The 19035-nt window shown below is 57.5% G+C and carries 12 protein-coding genes and 1 pseudogene; 7 read left to right on the top strand and 6 right to left on the bottom strand.

Annotation, left to right across the window (positions count from 1 at the left end; all coding sequences use genetic code 11):
• The first annotated feature begins 8 nt into the window (after positions 1-8).
• From B5G34_RS12565 to B5G34_RS12540, 6 genes are all read left to right on the top strand, one after another.
• Positions 9-881, top strand: coding sequence for a sugar ABC transporter permease (locus tag B5G34_RS12565; protein ID WP_087337999.1), 873 nt, complete (start codon positions 9-11; stop codon positions 879-881).
• Entirely contained in the window at positions 881-1744 is an 864-nt protein-coding gene (locus B5G34_RS12560) for a carbohydrate ABC transporter permease (RefSeq protein ID WP_087337996.1), read from the top strand. Before B5G34_RS12565 ends, B5G34_RS12560 begins: the two co-directional genes overlap by 1 nt.
• A 111-nt stretch (positions 1745-1855) precedes the next feature.
• On the top strand, positions 1856-3196 hold the full coding sequence (locus tag B5G34_RS12555) for a glycoside hydrolase family 32 protein (protein WP_087337993.1): 1341 nt from the start codon (positions 1856-1858) through the stop codon (positions 3194-3196).
• Positions 3197-3244: 48 nt separating this feature from the next.
• On the top strand, positions 3245-4201 hold the full coding sequence (locus B5G34_RS12550) for a carbohydrate kinase (RefSeq protein ID WP_242957033.1): 957 nt from the start codon (positions 3245-3247) through the stop codon (positions 4199-4201).
• Positions 4191-6194 (top strand): alpha-amylase family protein, encoded by a 2004-nt coding sequence (locus tag B5G34_RS12545; protein WP_204245952.1) that lies wholly within the window; start codon positions 4191-4193, stop codon positions 6192-6194. Before B5G34_RS12550 ends, B5G34_RS12545 begins: the two co-directional genes overlap by 11 nt.
• A gap of 7 nt (positions 6195-6201) precedes the next feature.
• Positions 6202-7896: an alpha-glucosidase gene (locus tag B5G34_RS12540; protein WP_087338197.1), complete on the top strand. Its 1695-nt coding sequence runs from the start codon at positions 6202-6204 to the stop codon at positions 7894-7896.
• A 48-nt stretch (positions 7897-7944) separates the two neighbouring features.
• On the opposite strand, the gene B5G34_RS12535 is transcribed toward B5G34_RS12540, so the two are convergent.
• On the bottom strand, positions 7945-10125 hold the full coding sequence (locus B5G34_RS12535; protein WP_087337986.1) for an alpha-galactosidase: 2181 nt from the start codon (positions 10123-10125) through the stop codon (positions 7945-7947).
• Between the two features lie 464 nt (positions 10126-10589).
• Between B5G34_RS12535 and B5G34_RS12530 the strand changes: the two genes are divergently transcribed.
• Positions 10590-12839: a hypothetical protein gene (locus B5G34_RS12530; protein ID WP_140397252.1), complete on the top strand. Its 2250-nt coding sequence runs from the start codon at positions 10590-10592 to the stop codon at positions 12837-12839.
• A 384-nt stretch (positions 12840-13223) separates the two neighbouring features.
• Here B5G34_RS12530 and B5G34_RS19215 read toward each other — a convergent pair.
• The 5 genes and pseudogenes from B5G34_RS19215 to B5G34_RS12505 all read right to left on the bottom strand — a co-directional run.
• Positions 13224-13301, bottom strand: a pseudogene (locus tag B5G34_RS19215) (sigma-70 family RNA polymerase sigma factor); the annotation flags it as partial.
• A gap of 169 nt (positions 13302-13470) precedes the next feature.
• Positions 13471-14238: a class I SAM-dependent methyltransferase gene (locus B5G34_RS12520; protein ID WP_004010385.1), complete on the bottom strand. Its 768-nt coding sequence runs from the start codon at positions 14236-14238 to the stop codon at positions 13471-13473.
• Positions 14239-14288: 50 nt separating this feature from the next.
• Entirely contained in the window at positions 14289-16208 is a 1920-nt protein-coding gene (gene tet(W), locus B5G34_RS12515) for a tetracycline resistance ribosomal protection protein Tet(W) (RefSeq protein ID WP_031474227.1), read from the bottom strand.
• Positions 16209-16580: 372 nt separating this feature from the next.
• A complete protein-coding gene (locus B5G34_RS12510) occupies positions 16581-17768 on the bottom strand; it encodes a plasmid recombination protein (protein WP_228275371.1) in 1188 nt (395 codons plus the stop codon).
• Positions 17769-18214: 446 nt separating this feature from the next.
• Positions 18215-19035, bottom strand: an 821-nt coding sequence (locus B5G34_RS12505; RefSeq protein ID WP_087337982.1) for an AAA family ATPase, incomplete at its 5' end; no start/stop codon positions are given.

The raw sequence follows: 19035 nt of genomic DNA, 5'->3' as shown, positions 1-19035 counted from the left end.
GAGCTAGGATGAAAAGAAAAAGCGGAGGAAAAGATTTCTGCGGATTTGCCCTGCCCGGCCTGTTCTGTTTTGCGGCAGTGGTGATCGTCCCCTTTATCTATGGTATTTATCTGACCCTGACTGACTGGAACGGCGTCTCCAACGTGAAAAACTTCATCGGCGGCGCCAACTTCCTCAGCGTACTTAAGGACAGCCAGTTCTGGTCCTCCCTGCTGCTGACCTTCAAATATGTGGTGGTCGTGGTAGTGGTGGTCAATATTCTGGCCTTCGGCATCGCCTACCTGCTGACCCGTGGCTTTAAGGGTCAGAACTTCTTCCGGGCCGGCTTCTTCACCCCCAACCTGATCGGCGGCCTGGTACTGGGCTATATCTGGCAGTTTGTGTTCTCCCGTGTGTTTGTGGGCATCGGCGAGGCCACCGGCTGGGAGCTCTTCGGGGCTTCCTGGCTGTCTGACCCCACCCTGGCCTTTGTTGCCCTGGTAATCGTCTCCGTGTGGCAGTTGTCCGGTTACATGATCCTCATCTATGTGGCCGGCTTCATGGGCCTGAACAAGGACGTGATGGAGGCCGCCAGCATTGACGGTGCCACCGGCTGGACCAAGCTGCGCCACATCATCCTGCCTCTGATGATGTCCTCCATCACCATCTGCCTGTTCCTGACCCTGTCCCGCGCCTTCATGGTGTACGATGTGAACCTGTCCCTGACCGCCGGCGCCCCCTACGGCACCACCGAGATGGCCGCCATGCACGTCTATGAGAAGGCCTTTACCTCCCGTCAGTTCGGCGTGGGCCAGGCCGAGGCTCTGATCCTCTTTGTGATCGTGGCCATTATCAGCGGCATTCAGGTGTACCTGACCAAGAAACGTGAGGTGGATGCATAATGAATAACACGACGACCATCGGTGGCAACAAGCGCAAGCTGGCCAATGCGCTGGCCATGACCGGTATGATCATCATCTTCATCGCCTATATGTTCCCCTTCATCATGGTGGTCATCAACTCCCTGAAGGAAAAGCGGGACATCATCACCGACCCCTTCTCCTGGCTGTTTACCATCAAGGGCCTGTCCTTCGATAACTTTGTGAAGGCCTTTACTCAGATGGACTTCCTCAACGCCTTTAAGAACTCCCTCATCGTGACGGTGTCGGCCACCGTGCTGGTCACCCTGCTGTCCTCTATGCTGGCCTACTACATCGTCCGCCGCAACAATATCATTTCCAAGATCGCCTTTGCTCTGATGGTGGCCTCCATGATCATCCCCTTCCAGGCCATCATGATCCCCCTGGTGAGCATCTACGGCGGCACTCTGAACGTGCTCAACCACCGCATTACCCTGATCTTTATGCACACCGGCTTCTCCATGGCCATGTCGGTGTTCATGTTCCACGGCTTCATCAAGGGCAACATCCCCATCGCCCTGGAGGAGGCGGCCTACATCGACGGCTGCACCCACCGTCAGACCTTCTTTAAGATCGTCTTTCCCCTGCTCAAACCCATCATCGCCACCATGGTGATCCTCAATTCTCTGGCCTTCTGGAACGACTACCTGCTGCCCTCCCTGGTGCTGACCGACAAGGAGCTGCTCACCCTGCCCCTGTCCACCTACAGCTTCTACGGTACTTATTCCGCCGACTACGGCACCATCATGGCCGGCCTGCTGCTGTGTGTCATCCCCATCCTCATCCTCTATGTGATTCTCCAGAAGCAGATCATCGGCGGCGTGGTTTCCGGCGCAGTCAAATAACAAACCTGTCCAATTCTACCACAAGGGCATCTTGCCCTTGTGGTAGAATTTCGGTTATACTGCTTTCAGCATTGCCCTGGGGGCAATAGGGAAAGGAGACAAGGCACACCCATGTGGAAAGACACCCTGCACATGAAAGCGCCGGGAAACTGGATCAACGATCCCAACGGCTTTATCTATTACCGAGGTGAGTACCACCTCTTTTACCAATACTTCCCCTATGCCCCCCGGTGGGGCACCATGCACTGGGGCCACGCGGTGAGCCGCGACCTGGTCCACTGGGAGCACCTGGGGGTGGCTCTCTACCCCACCAAGGGCTACGACCAAAACGGCGTCTTTTCGGGCACCGCCCTGGAGCTGGACGGAAAGCTGTGTCTGTACTACTCCGCCGTGCGCTACCTCCGGCAGGACGAGGAGGACATCCACATCCCGCCCGACGACGCCTTTGTGACCAGCCAGGCCATGGTGATCTCGGAGGACGGCCGCACTTTTGATAACATGGGAGCCAAGCGCCAGATCATCCCGGTGCTGGCCGACGAGTCCCTGGGCGATGCCAAGGACACCCGAGATCCCAAGGTATGGAAGCAGGACGGACTCTATTACATGATCTTGGGCAGCACCTTCCGCAAGGAGCAGGGCAAGGCCCTCTTTTACCACAGCCGGGACGCGCTGCACTGGGAGTATGTGAACCAGTATACCTCCCCGGAATTCCGCACCATGCTGGAGTGCCCCGACCTGTTCCAGCTGGGCGAGGAACACGTGCTGCTGGGCTCCCCCATGGGCGTCACCCCGCCGGAGATCGAGTATGCCAACCATGCCATGTGGGGGCTGGCCGACTTTGACCATCAGACCTGCACTCTCTCCCTCAAGGGGGCCATGGAATTTGTGGACTACGGCCTGGACCTCTATGCCCCCCAAACTACGCTGGACAGCGAGGGCCGTCGCGTGCTGATCGGCTGGATGCGTATGCCCCAGGCGGCAGAAGACCCGGGCGACGGCCGGGGCCCCTGGAACGGCATGATGAGCCTGCCCCGGGTGATGGAGCTGCGGCAGGGCAAGGTCTGCTTTGCCCCCCACTCCAATGTGGAGAAGCTGTTCCGCCCTATGGCGGACAACTGGGCGCAGGCAATCCGGCAGCGGCCCTTCCGGCTGAAGGCCACCCTCCGGGACGGAGAGGCGCTGGACGTGTGCGGCTACCGCATTGCGCTGGAGGGAGGCCGGGTCGTCACCGACCGCAGCCAGGTGTTTCCCCATCTGCCCAACTATCGAACCGCCGCCCAAACCCCCGTGCTGGACGGGGAAAGCTGCCGGCTGGATATCTTTGTGGACGACCACCTCATAGAGGTGTTTGTGGACGGTGGGCGCTATGTGGTCAGCCATGTGGTCTACGGACTGAAAGACCGGCTGGAAGGTCCGGTGGAGGCTCTGTTTACCCTGAAAGAGGACAGCTGAGGTCCTCCGGCGGATTTTGGATTTCAAGGAGAAAGGGAAGGATCATCCATGATGGATATTACCGCCATTGGCGAAGTATTGATCGACCTGACCCAGACCGGGGTCAATGAGCAAAAGGTACCTCTGTTCGCCGCTAACCCCGGCGGCGCCCCCGCCAATGTGGCGGTGGCCGCTGCCCGGCTGGGGGCCAATACCGCGTTTATCGGCAAGGTGGGTCAGGATGGCTTTGGGGCCTACCTGACCCGGGTGCTGGAGGAAAACCGGGTAAATGTGTCCGGCCTGCGGACCGACGAGGCCGCCACCACCATGGCCGTGGTGGCGGTGTCTGACACCGGTGAGCGCTCCTTCCGCTTTGTGCGGGGGGCAGACTGCAACCTGAAGCTGGAGGAGGTGGACACCGGGCTGATCGCCGGGAGCAAGGTCCTCCACTTCGGCTCGGTGAGCCTGACCGCCGGTGACGCCCGGGAGGCCACCCTCTTCGCCGCCCAGAGCGCCCGGGAGAAGGGTGTGCTGGTAAGCTACGACCCCAACTACCGGGACGCCCTGTGGAACAGCCAGGAAGAGGCGGTGGAGTGGATGAAGAAGCCGCTGCCCCTTGTGGATGTGCTCAAGCTGTCCGACGAGGAGCTGCCCCTCATCACCGGCACCAATGATCCGGAGGAGGGCACCCGGCTGCTGGAGGCCCAGGGCATCCGCCTCATCCTTGTAACTCTGGGCGACAAGGGTTCCTTCTACCGCTGGCAGGGCCGGACCGGTCTGGTGCCCGGCGTAGCCACCACCGTGGCTGACACCAACGGCGCCGGGGACACCTTCCTGGGCGCGGTGCTCAGCCGTCTGGTAGCACGGGGCCAGAAGCCCCTGGAGGGCCTGACCGCCCCGGAGCTGGAAGCCATCCTTGCCTTTGCCAACCGGGCGGCCTCCAAAACCTGCTCCCGCAGCGGAGCCATCCCCGCCATGCCCACCCTGGCAGAGCTGGAGGAAGGAGGCAACGCCCATGAAGCGTAAGCAGACCAAGGAAGCTGCCGCGACCGCCGCCGGACAGACCGACCTGCTGGTACAGCAGGCCGCAGAAGCACCGGCTCCCAAGGCGGCCAAAAGCAAAAGGAAAGCCAAGGCGGCAGACCCCCTGACTCCCGCTCAGGTGGGCATCGGGGAGGATAGCTCCGTCTTTGAGCGCCGTCTGGCCCGGCATTACGACGAATTGAAGTGGCTCTACTGCGAGCTGTACCACGGCGATCTGGGCGCCTTCGATTATTTTACCCAGATGCTCCGCCGGAGCTGGGAAGAGCGTAAGTCCGACCTGCGGGTGCAGGACGTCCGGCGGGAGGCTGACCCCAACTGGTACCGCCGCCGGGAGCTGCTGGGCATGATGCTCTACACCAACGCCTTTGCCGGCACCCTCAACGGGGTGGCGGCAAAGCTGCCCTACCTGAAGGAGTGCGGCGTGAACTACCTCCATCTCATGCCCCTGCTGGAGAGCCCCAAGGGACGCAGTGACGGCGGCTACGCCGTCTCCAACTTCCGCAAGGTGCAGCCCGAGCTGGGCAACATGGCCGACCTGGAGCATCTGGCGGATTCCTGCCGGAAGGACGGCATCAGCCTGTGCCTGGACTTCGTGATGAACCACACCAGCGAGGACCACGAGTGGGCCAAAAAGGCCCGGGCGGGCGAGCCGGGCTACCGGGATCGCTATTTCTTCTATGACAGCTGGGATATCCCCCGGGAGTTTGAGAAAACCGTGCCCCAGGTCTTTCCCACCACCGCCCCCGGCAGCTTCACCTGGCTGGACGACTGCAAGCAGGTGGTCATGACCAACTTCTATCCCTACCAGTGGGACCTGAACTACGCTAACCCCATGGTGTTCAATGACATGGCCGAGAACCTGCTCTACCTGGCCAACCGGGGCATCGACGTGATCCGGCTGGACGCGGTGCCCTACATCTGGAAGGAGCTGGGCGCCGACTGCCGCAACCTGCCCCAGGTCCACACCCTGGTGCGGATGATGCGCATGGTGTGCGAGATCGTCTGCCCCAGCGTGCTGCTGCTGGGCGAGGTGGTGATGGAGCCCGCCAAGGTGGCCCCCTACTTCGGCAGCACCGACAAGCCGGAATGCCATATGCTCTACAACGTGACCACCATGGCCACTACCTGGCACACCCTGGCCACCGCCGACGTATCCCTGCTGCGTCATCAGGTGGATGCGGTGTGCGCCCTGCCCCGGGACTTTCTCTTCCTCAACTACCTGCGCTGCCACGACGACATCGGCTGGGGCCTGGACTACCCCTGGCTGAAGGCCCACTTCGGCACCGATGAGGTTGCCCACAAGAAGTATCTCAACGATTTCTTCACCGGCAAGCTACCCGGCAGCGACAGCCGGGGTGAGCTGTACAACGACGACCCCCGGCTGGGAGACGCCCGGCTGTGCGGCACCACCGCTTCCCTGTGCGGGGTGGAGGCCGCCGACTATGAGCGGGACCCCCTCAAGCTGGAGCGGTCGGTGTCCTGCGATCTGATGCTCCACGCCTGGATGCTCACCCAGAGCGGCATCCCCGTGCTGTACAGCGGGGACGAGGTGGGGCAGCTCAACGATTACTCCTACCACCACGACGGGGAGAAGCGGGACGACAGCCGCTATATCCACCGGGGCGACTTCCAGTGGGATATGGCCAAACTGCGCCACGATCCCACCACCCGCCAGGGCAAGCAGTTCATCGGCCTGCGGCGGCTGGAGGAGCTGCGGGCGGCGGAGCCCGCCTTCGACGCCCGGGCAGATATGTGGACCTTTGACACCGGGGACAGCCGGGTGCTGGGCATCGGCCGGTGGTACCAGGGCCGCAAGCTCATCGCCCTGTTTAACTTCAGTCAGGAATTTGTCACCGTCTCCAACGCCGATCAGGGTCCCTTCGAGGAGCTGATCTACGGCGGGACCTTTGATGATCTCAGTCAGGTAAAGCTCTATCCCTACGGCTTTGCCTGGTTCCTGCACACGGAGGAGTGATATGGTCATGAACAAAGCATGGTGGAAAGAAAGTGTCATCTACCAGATCTATCCTCGCAGCTTCTGCGATTCCAATGGCGACGGCATTGGGGATCTGCCCGGCATCACCAGCAAGCTGGACTACATCAAGGAGCTGGGCGCCAATGTGATCTGGCTCTCCCCTGTCTACCGCTCCCCCAACGACGACAACGGCTATGACATCAGCGACTATCAGGCCATTATGGAGGAGTTCGGCACCATGGCCGACTTCGACACGCTGCTGGCCCAGGCCCACGCCCGGGGCATCAAAATCGTCATGGATCTGGTGGTCAACCACACCTCCGACGAGCACGCCTGGTTTGTGGAGAGCCGCCAGTCCAAGGACAACCCCAAGCGGGACTTCTACATCTGGCGGGAGGGCAAGGACGGCAGAGAGCCCAACAACTGGGGTTCCGCCTTCTCCGGCTCTGCCTGGACCTACGACGACGCCACCGGTATGTACTACCTCCACTGCTTCTCCCCCAAGCAGCCCGACCTGAACTGGGACAATCCGGAAGTACGCACCGCCGTCTTTGATATGATGACCTGGTGGTGCGACAAGGGCATCGACGGCTTCCGCATGGACGTCATCTCCATGATCTCCAAGCGGGACGGCCTGCCCGACATGCCCACCGGCGGCGCCCCCTACGCCTCCTGCAATCTGGGCTGCTGCAACGGCCCCCACGTCCATGAGTATCTGCAGGAGATGCGTCAGAAGGTGCTCTCCAAATATGATCTGCTCACCGTGGGTGAGTGCGCCGGTGTGACCATCGACCAGGCCAAGCAGTACGCCAACGCCCAGGGCACTGAGCTGAACATGGTGTTCCAGTTCGAGCATGTGGACTTGGACGGCGGCGACGCGGTCACCGGCAAGTGGAGCACCCGGAAAATCGACCTGGCGGCCCTCAAGAAGCTGCTGTCCCGGTGGCAGAACGAGCTGGAGGACGTGGCCTGGAACAGCCTCTACTTCTGCAACCATGACCAGCCCCGCATCGTCTCCCGGCTGGGGGACGACTCTCCCCGGTATCGGGAACTTTCCGCCAAGTGCATCGCCACCTGCCTCCACCTGATGCAGGGCACCCCCTACGTCTATCAGGGGGAGGAGCTGGGCATGACCAACGTACCCTTTGGTCCCATCGAGAACTACCGGGACCTGGAGTCCATCAACGCCTACCATGACCTCACCGCCCGCGGCGTCTTCCAGCCGGAGGAGCTGCTGGAGGCCATCGCCTACAAGAGCCGGGACAACGCCCGCACCCCCTTCCAGTGGGACGACTCCCCCAACGCCGGATTTACCGCCGGTAATCCCTGGATCATGGTCAATCCCAACTACCGGGAGATCAACGCCAGGGAGCAGCTGGGCCGGGCCAACTCCGTGTTCCGCTACTATCAGAAGCTCATCGCCCTGCGCCGCAATTCCCCGGACAGTGAGCTCATCGTATACGGCAGCTACAAGCTGATCCTGCCGGATCACCCCCAGCTGTTTGCCTATCTGCGCACCCTGGAGGGCAGGACCCTGCTCACCGTGTGCAATCTGTCCGGCCAGCCGGCGGCCTTTGCCCTGCCGGAAGAGCTGGCGGGCCGGAAGAGCCGTCTGCTCATCGCCAACTGGGCAGAGGCCCCCGCCGCCCCCAAGGCGCTGGAATTTCAGCCCTGGCAGGCTGCCGCCTGGGTGCTGGAGTAACAAATATAAAAAGCGGATCTGCTGCATTTTGCAGCAGATCCGCTTTTTTTACACCTGTTTGACCTGATATTGTACGGCCTGGCACTCGTCCAGGAAGGGGAGGGCCAGCCCGGCGTACATCAGCTCGTCGCCTCCGTACACCTTGCCCTCCACCAGATAGTCCTTGTCCGGGTCCAGCCCCTTCATCCGCAGCAGGGGCCGCACCGGATTGGCGTGGCGCTGGGTCTGGACCACACTGACCACCGCCCGCTCCCGGTCGGGGGACACGTGCATCCAGGCGCAGAAGCACTCATGCCGGAAGGGGTCCGTCAGGCGGTAATAGTCCCCCCGCATCACCACATCCCAGTAGGACCGGAAAGCGGCGATCTGGTGGGCCACCTCCTCCAGTTCCTCCTGAGACAGCTCGTTCAGGTCCAGCTCATAGCCGAAAGTACCGGCGGCAGCCACCACGCCCCTGGTATGGAAGGGGGTGGAACGATGGGTCAGGCCGTTGGGCACGGCGGACACATGGGCGCCCATGGTGCAGCAGGGGTAGCAGTAGGAGGTACCGTACTGAATGCGCAGCCGGTCCATGGCGTCGGTGTTGTCGGAGCACCAGATCTGGGGCGTATAGTAGAGCATGCCGCAGTCGAAGCGGCCGCCGCCGCCGGAGCATCCTTCAATAAGCAGCTGGGGAAACTCCTGATGGAGGGCCTCCAGGATCTCATAGACACCCAGCACAAAGCGGTGGTACACCTCCCCCTGGCGCTCAGCGGGCAGGCCGGCGCTCCACACGTCGGTGAGGCTGCGGTTCATGTCCCACTTCACATAGGAGATGTCGGCGCTTTTGAGCATGGCCCGCAGATTGTCCAGGATATACTGCCGCACCTCAGCCCGGGTGATATCCAGTACCAGCTGGTACCGCCCCCGGGTGACGGGACGGCCGGGAGCCTGGAAGGCCCAGTCTGGGTGGGCCCGATAGAGGTCGGAGTTCTCGTTGACCATCTCCGGCTCCACCCAGATGCCAAACTTCATGCCAAGGCCCTTGATGCGCTCTGCCAGAGGGGCCAGTCCCCCGGGCAGCTTCTGCTGGTTGACGTTCCAGTCACCCAGCCCGCCGAAGTCGTCGTTGCGCTGGCCGAACCAGCCGTCGTCCATGACCATCATCTCCACGCCCACCTTGCTGGCGGCCTGGGCGATGGAATAGATCTTGTCCGCGTCAAAATCGAAAAGGGTGGCTTCCCAGTTGTTGATGAGGATGGGACGGCGGGCGTCCTTCCAGGGGCCCCGGCACAGATTGAGGCGGATGGCCCGGTGGAACATCCGGCTCATATGACCCAGGCCCTGCCGGGAGAACACCATGGCGGCCTCCGGCGCAGTAAAGGTCTCGCCAGGCGCCAGCCGCCAGCAGAAGTGGAAGGGGTTGATTCCCATGGTCATCCGGGTCTCATGGAACTGGGTGTGCTCCACCGTGGCCTGGAAATTGCCGGAGTACACCAGGGCCATGGCCCAGCAGCGCCCGGTATCCTCGGTGGCATCCCGGTCGCACAGCACCAGGAAGGGGTTCTGCTGGTGGCTGGAGGCACCACGAATGCTGCCCACTGTGTGGACACCTTGGGTCAGGGCAGTCCGCACCGGCTCCCGCTCCCGGGCATAGGCGCCGCCCAGGGTAATGAAATCCCAATCCCCGGTGAAGAAGTCCAGGCAGGCGGAGGCCACCCGGGTCAGCGCGATGGGGGCAGCCCCGTCATTGCGTACCCGGACCGCCCGGGTGATCATGTCGTACTCCTCCAGAACGCCGTACAGCAGCTCCACCGTCAGACCGCTGCATTTGTCCCGGAGTTCCACCGTCAGGGTCTGTGCGGTCACGCCCTCGTCATAGAAGGCTGGCAGCCCCTCCAGGGCATACTTGCCGTCTGCAACGGTGTGGCGGATATAGCGCAGGTCCACGATATGGCTGCCGTCGGCCAGATCGGCCTCCAGAGCAGGCTGGCGGAAATCGCCCACGCCGCTGGAGGAATACTCCTGGGGCTGGGTATCCAGAGACCAGGTGCGGTCCAGGCCCACCTCGTCCGGGTTGGGGGAGAAGCCCCGGTCCTCGGGGCAGATCAGCCGGGAGAGGTCCCCGTTTCGCAGTTTTTCGCCATAATAGGTATGAAGCAGCACGCCGGTGGCATCGATCTTCATCTGATAGCTGGTGCTGCGGGTGTGCAGCGTAAGGGTGCGGCGCTCAGCGTCATATTGAATCATACGGTTTCATCCTTTTTACAGAAAGAGTTGTGCATGGCAGGATCGGGGGTATATGGGGGCCGCCAAATCTGCCCTGCTGAACGGACCATATTATATCACATTGCGGGACGTGTTTCATCTGCTTTGTTGGGTTCTGACCTGGGAATTTGACATGGGTGCGGAGCGCACATACCACTTGGTTGGAGTAAATTAAAAAGCCCTTTTGCTTCCCGTAAAAAGGATTCTGCAAAGGCGGAAAAAGAAGCGCCTCACTCGGACAGGATGGTTGCTATGGCCTCCCAGGCGGGGAACAGCGGTATGGCCGAATTGCTCAGCGCCTCCACCCCTCCAAGCCAAGCGGTCCAGCCCTTTGGCAGCGAGGTAAGCCAGGAGTTGGACTAGGCAATGAACCGCCGGGCCGACAGTTTGATCCACCGCGATTCCCCCAAGGGGTACGTCACGCCCCAGGTGGACTGAATCTGGATTTGAATGAACCGGTCCAACATCCCACGACGGCGCCCACTCCTCAGGAACAAGCTCCGGCGGAAGAGAAAGACGCCCACCCCCCTGCTAAGAAGGGAAAGGAAACATTCGGCACATTTCTCTCTCTGCGGGAGCAGCTTCTGCAGTCAGGAAAAGGAGGCGTTGGCGCAAATTCCGCCCGGTTCAATGCGGTTGACCACTGCATAGACCAGGTAGTAAGCCTTATGAATCAGCCGTTGTCTGGTGACTTCCAGGAGGATCAGGGCGTCTTTACCCAGTTAGTTTCTGCTTACTCTCATCTGTTGGAGGCCTGTAACGTCTATACAGGACGAAATGCCCGCACCTCCAGTGGCAAGGCCCGGCAGCATATCGTCAGCCAAATCAAAACGCAAGCGGAGCAGGATTTCGCACATCTGCGTGACTTTTCTGACCGGATGTCCTCTCTCCCCCCGGAGCAGCGGCCGAAAACCATGGTGGAAGCCTTGGGCATGGCCCGCACCCGGGTCCTTACTTTGAAGGCAGGCAGGGAGTCCCAACTCCACCACGTGGGCGGCGCGGTAAGCTACCTCGGGGTGTTGGAGCCTGGATCTCTCACGGACGAAAAGGCCTCCGGCTTTTTCAAGCAGCAGGATACCTTTGATCCCAAGCTCTCTGATACGGAACGCTATGTTCAACATGCGGAAACTTTGGCAAAGCGGAAACCGGAATACCAGGGGATCGCCGCTGCGGCAATCTCTCTGGCTAAGGAAACCGGGTCGGTCCCTAATATGTATCAGGATGAGCGTTCCACAGCCAAAGGGACCCGGCTAGCCATGAATTTTTCGTGTGAAATGAGACGTTTTGCCTCAACAGACACACAGAACGTCGATCACTTCCATCGCATTCTCCATACTCACGTCGCTGCGGCCCTGCCTGAGAGTTTACCCTCAGCTCGTTTAAGAGAACTCAATGGTCAACTTTCCCAAGGACTTCCGTTGGTGCTTCCAGAGGATATGTACGAAAATCTTTCGTCAAGCTCCATGCTTGATCTTATGGAATATTATTCTAGCGATGCTTTGGAGTTGTTCTTACCGAAACTTGCCTCTGAGAAAAAGCGATATGCCGATGCCGATAAAACTGTGCGTGTTACCGACCGCAATGTGGCTACCAGCCGAATGGCGGGTCTTCTTGGGATTGGCGATCTGGTGGCACAATCGGAACGAGCGGAACTCCACGATGCCGAGGGCAAGGGGGTCCAACAGGGCAATCTAATGCAAAAGGCCCGCGGAAAGGAGGTTGCCGCCTTTTTCACTGAGCGTTTGCGGGATGAGGCCATTGCCAACGCCGATACCTCCAATGCGAATAGTATCACAACTTTTATTTCTCCCCAGGCTCAGAAAGATCTCATGGAATCAGCAATTACGCCGGAATTCATGGAGTCCCTCACCTCCCTTCAGGTCCTGGACAGCATTATCGGCCAATGTGACCGACATTATAAAAACTACTTTGCTGACGTCAGAGACGACGGCAAGCTGGGCAAGGTACAAGGCATTGACAATGACTTCGCTTTTGGCTTTCACTCTCTGCGAGGTCAGGTAGGCACGAATCGCCTGGGTGACTTCGGCTATAAGCTGGTGGATTCCGCAGGAAACATTCAAATCCCCCATATGGATCGGAAATTGGCTGACCGTATCCTGGCTTTACGGGAAAGCGATGTACGGTTAATGATGGCCGACGTATTGGAGGATTGGGCCATCGACTCACTGTGCCAGCGGATTGCGGAAGCACAAGCAGCCATTCGGAACGATCAGCAAAATAACCCCGATAGCGGTCGATACCTGGATGATGTAAGCCAGTGGGATGCAACGGTGATGGAGCACCTGCGGGGCAATCCAAAATCTCCCACCACCTATTTGGGAGACCTTCTGGCCGCCGGCGATCAACGCGGCAAATCCAATCTTCCTTCCCCTGGCAATTTCGCTGTCTCCGACCTGCTTGACAAGTTACAGGCAAAAGAACGCGCACAGGTCTGGTCCGGTATTGCAGGCGCAGAAGACAAAGCAGAGTATCTGAAATCCCACGGGGTAAAAAACCAGGGAGCTCTCGATTATGTTGCGGCCCACGGACATGAGTTTACCGGTTCCGCTGAAGAGCTTTCCTCTCCGGACGTAAGCTGGATCCTTGGTGGAAACGATGTCCATTCTGCCGAGGTCGTGAAAGCGTTCATCGCCGAACAGGAACGGATCAAGCGAAGCAGAACCCATCCATCCTAAGCTCCTATTCTAACATTTCAGAAAGGATATACTATAAATCACTTGTCCCATATGCGCAAAGAGAGCTAACTGACGAATCAAAGTCAGTTAGCTCTCTTTTGATAAATCACAAAAAATGTTGCCACGGAGGGTCCTAACCCCTCAAAAACTCAGCAAAATCAGGCTTTTCCGGGCTTCTGAAATCATTCCCACTCGGCAAATTCAGATATAGTAGGGTGTATTTGAGGTGATTTCGCAGGAAAAACTTTCGCAAATATGTTAATATTCCACCTGCTATTTTCGGCTGTAAAGTTTATTAGTATCAAAATAGTATCACAAAAGGCTGGGAAATACAACAGAATTATGTGGAGCTCTACATAATTCCGGCACGGACGGACGCTGTCAGGCACAGCGGATAACAGCCTTGCAAGAGGCGTTGTACCTGCGCTGGATATATTCTTGATAGGCTTTCTGGTCTGTCATGGAAATTCCCCCTCTCTGAATAATAGTGCGGGGCGGCAGCACTCCTTGCTGTCGCTCCTTGACTGCCTAACTGCGAAACCGGGCGGGGCTGTCAACGGTGGGCGAAGCCCGTTCATCTTGACCGCCCGCTGGCTCGGCTGGCTTTGCTATTTACCCGACAAACTTGAATTTATTGTAAGGTATCACGTTTTACCTTCTTAAGCCTTACTATCATTACCATAGGAATTTCTTTGTTGGTTTTGAAACATTCTTCATAAAATCCATCAATGACAAATCCAGCTCTAAAACAAAGGTTAAAAATATCTTGTATGGAACGATGATAATAAATCTGCTCTTTCGGTTGCCCTTCAATCGCTATATCATAGTAACTGTGCGGTGTCATATATTTTTCAGTCAACGTGACAAAACAAGGGTGTTGCGTTGCAAAGACAAAAATTCCGCTTTCCTGCAACAGTTCATAAACAGCCATAAGAAGTGGTTCAATATCCGTAATATCCATAATTGCCATATTAGAAACTGCTTTCGTAAAGGCTCGATTTCTTTTTAATTCTAATATACTTTTTCTATTGGTCGCATCCGCCACACAAAATTCAATTTGTTTTGCATATTGTGATTGCCGTCTTTTAGCCAATTCTATCATTTTTTTGCTGTAATCAAAAGCGACAACCGAAGCGCCTCTTTGTGCAAGATACGAAGAATAATTTCCATTGCCACACGCAATATCCAAAATATAATCCGCAGGATTAGGAGATAGAAGTTCCGTTACTTTGGGACGCACTACCTCTCTGTGAAATTCATTAGATTCGTCACCCATTGCATTATCCCAAAATTGTGCGTTCTCCTCCCAGATTTTTTTACTTTCCTCTGTTCCCATGTTCTCTCCCACTCCCAAAATTTGCTTTTTTGCTTCCATTAAATCTTCCTTACGATATTCCATTGTTACCCTCCATAACTTCTGATTGTTGCCGTCTTGACGATTATGTATCTTTACATTACCTTCTGAAACATATGGCGCACCTTGTCCAGGCGGTTGTTTGGACGGCGGGGCTGGATGACCGGCTGGCCGACAGCGGCCTGATACCCTTTTAGCTCTGTAAGGCATACGCTCTGCCCGTTGGTGTAAAAGGCCAGATCAGTACGGTATGCCTGTATACAGCGGGCGGGAATCTCGCCAGTAAAGACAACTTCATCCTTTTTTACCTGGGCCGTTTCGATGGTGGCACAGTATTTCGGTGCATCATGATAAGCCCTGGAAAGGTATTCCTGGGGCGCATAGAGGGTGAAGGAGAGATAAGGTTCCAGCAGCTGCGTCCCCGATTCCTTCAATGCCTGTTCCAATACAATCGGGGCCAATGAGCGGAAGTCCGCCGGCGTGCTGACTGGACTGTAATAAAGCCCGTATTCAAAGCAAATCTTACAGTCCGTTACGTTCCAGCCGAACAAGCCCTGCTCCAGCCCGTAACGGATACCATCCCTGACAGCGTTTTGAAAACTCTGGTTCAAGTATCCCAGCGAAACCCGGCTCTCGTATTGTACGCCGGAGCCAAGCGGGAGTGGTGTAACAGACAGTCCGATAGATGCCCAAAACGGGTTGGGCGGCACCTCGATATGGATGGTGTGGCTGGCTGCTTTGAGCGGCCGCTCCATATAAATGACGGTGGGTTCCTTTACCACTGTTTCAATCTTGTATTTTTCCGACAGCAAAGCGGAAACGACCTCCAACTGCACCCGGCCCAAAAAAGAAAGAATGATCTCATGGGTGATGGAATCCACTTCGCAGCGCAAAAGCGGGTCAGTATCCGCAAGTTGCGTAAGAGCGTCCAGCAGCCGTTCTCTTTGCGCTGCCGTTTTCGGCGCAATCGTCGTCCGCAGCATGGGGAGGGGGGCCTCGCGCCACCTTTTACGAGGGAGCCGGGTTTGATCCCCTAATACATCGTTTAACCTCACGCTGTCGCTGGGAAGGATAACAATTTCGCCCGGATAAGCGGTGTCTGTCCGAACAATTTCCCCTTTGGATGGAATACGCATCTCTGTGATTTTCAGCTTTTCTCTCCCGGCCAGGGCCACCGTATCCCGCAGGCGCAGCGTTCCGCTGTATAGCCGCAGATAGACACGCCGCTGGCCGCAATCGGTGTACTCAACCTTGAAAACGCTGCCGCATAGGGTGGCGCTCCCCTGTTCCCCAATCGGTTGGAACAGTCCTGTCACCGCATCCATCAACGGTTGAATGCCAAGGCCCTTTTTGGCGCTGCCATGATAGACCGGAAACAGGGAGGCTTCTTGAACCCGCCGCTGTTCCTCCCGCGCAAGTTTTTCCTGGCTGATTGGTTCTCCTGCGATATACTTTTCCAATAATGCATCGTTATTTTCGATGACCGCATCCCATGCTTCTATGTCGGTATTTTCCTCCAGGACTATTTCCGGGGACAGCGACACCGTCTGCTTGATGATAATATCGGCGGAGAGCTTATCCCGAACAGACTGAACCACGCTCTGCAAATCAACGCCAGCCTGGTCGATCTTGTTGATAAAGATAACGGTGGGAATGTTCATTTTCCGCAGGGCATGGAACAGAATACGGGTCTGGGCCTGCACGCCATCTTTCGCGGAGATCACCAAGATGGCCCCATCTAAAACAGCCAAAGAGCGGTACACCTCCGCCAAAAAATCCATGTGGCCGGGCGTATCCACAATGTTAACTTTACATCTGTGCCACTGGAAGGAAGTGACTGCCGCTTGAATGGTAATCCCACGCTGCCGCTCCAAAAACAAGGTGTCCGTCCTCGTTGTCCCTTTTTCGACGCTCCCTGGTTCTGAAATGGCTCCACTGGCATATAGCAGACTCTCCGTCAAGGTCGTCTTTCCAGCGTCTACATGGGCAAGAATCCCGATATTGATAATGTTCATGTCTATCCTCCATACAAGGCCCGAATGGGCGCAAAAATCCCCAGCGGCTAATACTTTTACCGCTGGGGATCATGACTTCGGACACACAGAAACATACACGACTTACATAAGCCGCGGTCCGTCACGATATTTACTAAAAAGGCAAAAGTATTCTTAAAATTGGGTACAAAAACCAAGCCCCTGCAAGGGGCAATCATTTTTGCGCCCATTATCAAATTTTATTTAAGAATACCTTGCCGCATATTTGATAGACTCCTCAAATCAGGATAATAGCAGTATATCATAGTACGCTCTAAAAAACAAGAAATCATTTTACCGATTCCACAAATAAAATCGGAGGGTATTCACTGGAATACCCTCCGGTTTTGGTGATTATCGTGCGTCTATCCGAATTTTTGACTTTGCGGCCCGTTTCCGTTCCTTTTCGGCATGTTCCTGCTGGTAAGCTGCCTCTAATATTCTGTCCACTTGTTCTGGGCCAAAGGCCCTTTTGACCCGCTCATAGTCAGCGGAGACTTGCCGCATGGCCTTGTTTTCCAACTTGACCTCCTGCAATCGATCAGACAGGCGGATGTTGCTCTCCCTCACCCGGCCATAGTCCCCTTGCAGACGCTCAAATTTCCCCCGCAGCTCCACATAGGCCAGATACAGGGAGCGCAGCACCTTGACGATTTGGGCCAGCAGGGGCTTTGCCTTTTTCTCTCGGTAGGCCCGGCCTGTTTCCAGCGTTCCCGGCTCCGGCAAAATCTCCTCCGGATTGGCGGAGAAATCCGCTGCCAACCGCTCCATATTTTTCACCGCCGGGGCAAGTTCTTTGAGCCGCCGTTCCTGGCTCTCCACCTGGTTTTCTTTCTCCGCCTTGACCGTCTCCAGAACGGCGATCTCCTTTGCCCGCTGCTCTTTCTTGTAGTCCAGCACAGACAAGTGCTTGTCGTGGGTGCCTTTGTCCTCCCACTCAATCCCGTGGCGCTCCATGACCAGGGAAAGCTGCTCCTTTTCCGAGCGCACCCACTGGCTCCACTCTGTGTCCCCTCTGGTGCCGCCCTGGAAACCCTGGGCCGCTAACGCCTGTTTCAAAGATACCCTCGTGTCCAGCCCTCGCTTGCTCCCGGTGGTGAATGGTACAAAGTCAATGTGCAGATGGGGCGTAGCCTCGTCCATGTGGAGGTGGGCAGAGAACACCCGGAGTTGGGGGTTGCGCTCTTGAAAGCCCTTCATGTACTCGTCCAAAACCGCTGCCGCAAGCTGTCCCTCCTCGCTGTCGGCGCTCATATCATCTCGATTGCCCACTTGCAGGATGATTTCATGGAACGGCTTTTCCTGCTTGCCGGAGCGGATCTTCTCATAGTAATCCTCTATCCTTCTGTCGGCCCTGGTTTGTTTAGCGTTGTACCGTTCCAGAGCCTCGTCAAAGAGTTCATGGTACACCGCCTTGATATTCTCCTGGCAGTAGGTTATATTCAAGTGGGAGCGTTCCGGGTCAGTGTTCTTGGCGTGGAATTTTCTACTGTTATGGTTCACCGATCCTTGGCCCACCATGGCGCTGATTGTCCTTTTCAAATCAATCCCTCCTCCCTTTTCCGCCGCGCAAGCGGCGAGCCTTTGTTACTTTCTGCGAAAGTAACGCAAAAGCACTTTTGACAGCCTGACGGCCATCAAAAGCGCATTTGCGCCCTACGGGGTGGTGTGGGGGCTTTGCCCCCGGCAACTGCGGTTGCCTCCCCCAGCAGGGCCGCCCTTTGAAAAGGGCACCCTGCACCCCGCCTAAACTTTGTCACTCGCCGTTGGGCAGGGTGGAAAGGCCAGGGGCCTTTCCACCGCCCGGCAAGTGTTTTCCGTGGGCCGAAAGTCAAGGGGTACGGGTTGTATTGACTTGCGGCAATCTCCACCCGCAGGTATGCCCCCCTTGACTTTCGCCCCCGCTCCCCGTGACAGCCGTGACGACCGTGACGATGTTTTACACACCGCCTCCGCACTCCGAAAAGCTGTCACAGCTGTCACGGTCGTCACGCCTGGGGTTCCTCCAACGTGAGCTTGATACTCCGCCCGGCATGGGTTCGGGCGCTTTCATAGCGGATATGGTACTCATAGGACAGCCGCCACGCCCGGACATTCAGCCGCATAGCCAGGGCATTGGGTTTCATATCCAGCCCCAGGGCGGCGACAAGTTCCGTGGCCGTCCCTCTCCACTCTGGCCGTTCCGCCGTTACCAGGGCGGCAACAGCCTCCAACACCGGGTCAGGCGGCTCCTGCCGCAGCTCCGTTTCCCGCCGCTCCAGCTCCCACACAAGCCGTTCCTCGTCCCGCTTGAGGTAGAGGCGCTGGTCTTGCTGATCCCGCCCAGAAATGTCCAGGGTGGCGGCGTTGTCTGCCCGCCGCTCCTTTTGGAGCAGAAAGGCCCCGTCTGCCGCACCCAATAAGCCGTTGGTGCCGGAGATCATATCAAACTTATCATCGGCCTGCTGCTTGCGGGTGTGATGTACAACCAGGAGGCAAACCCCGCTTATATCGGCAAACCGTTTCAGTTTGGTGATTACCTCATAGTCGTTGGCATAGCTGTACTTCTCTGCCCCGGCCTCCCGGATTTTTTGCAGGGTGTCGATGATAATAAGCCGGGTGTCCGTGTGTTCCCGGACAAAGCCCTTTAGCTGCTCCTCCAGGCCACCGCCGAGCTGCTTAGCTCCGATGGCAAAGAACAGGTTTCCGGTACTCTCTACTCCAAACATCCGGTACAACCGCTCCTGTAAGCGGCGGTGATCGTCCTCCAGGGCCAGATAGAGGACTGTCCCCTGGCGCACCTCATACCCCCACAGGGAAAGGCCCATAC

The sequence above is a fragment of the Flavonifractor sp. An82 genome, from assembly GCF_002159265.1.
Taxonomy (GTDB): domain Bacteria; phylum Bacillota; class Clostridia; order Oscillospirales; family Oscillospiraceae; genus Flavonifractor.
This window is presented reverse-complemented; position numbering and strand designations above follow the sequence as displayed.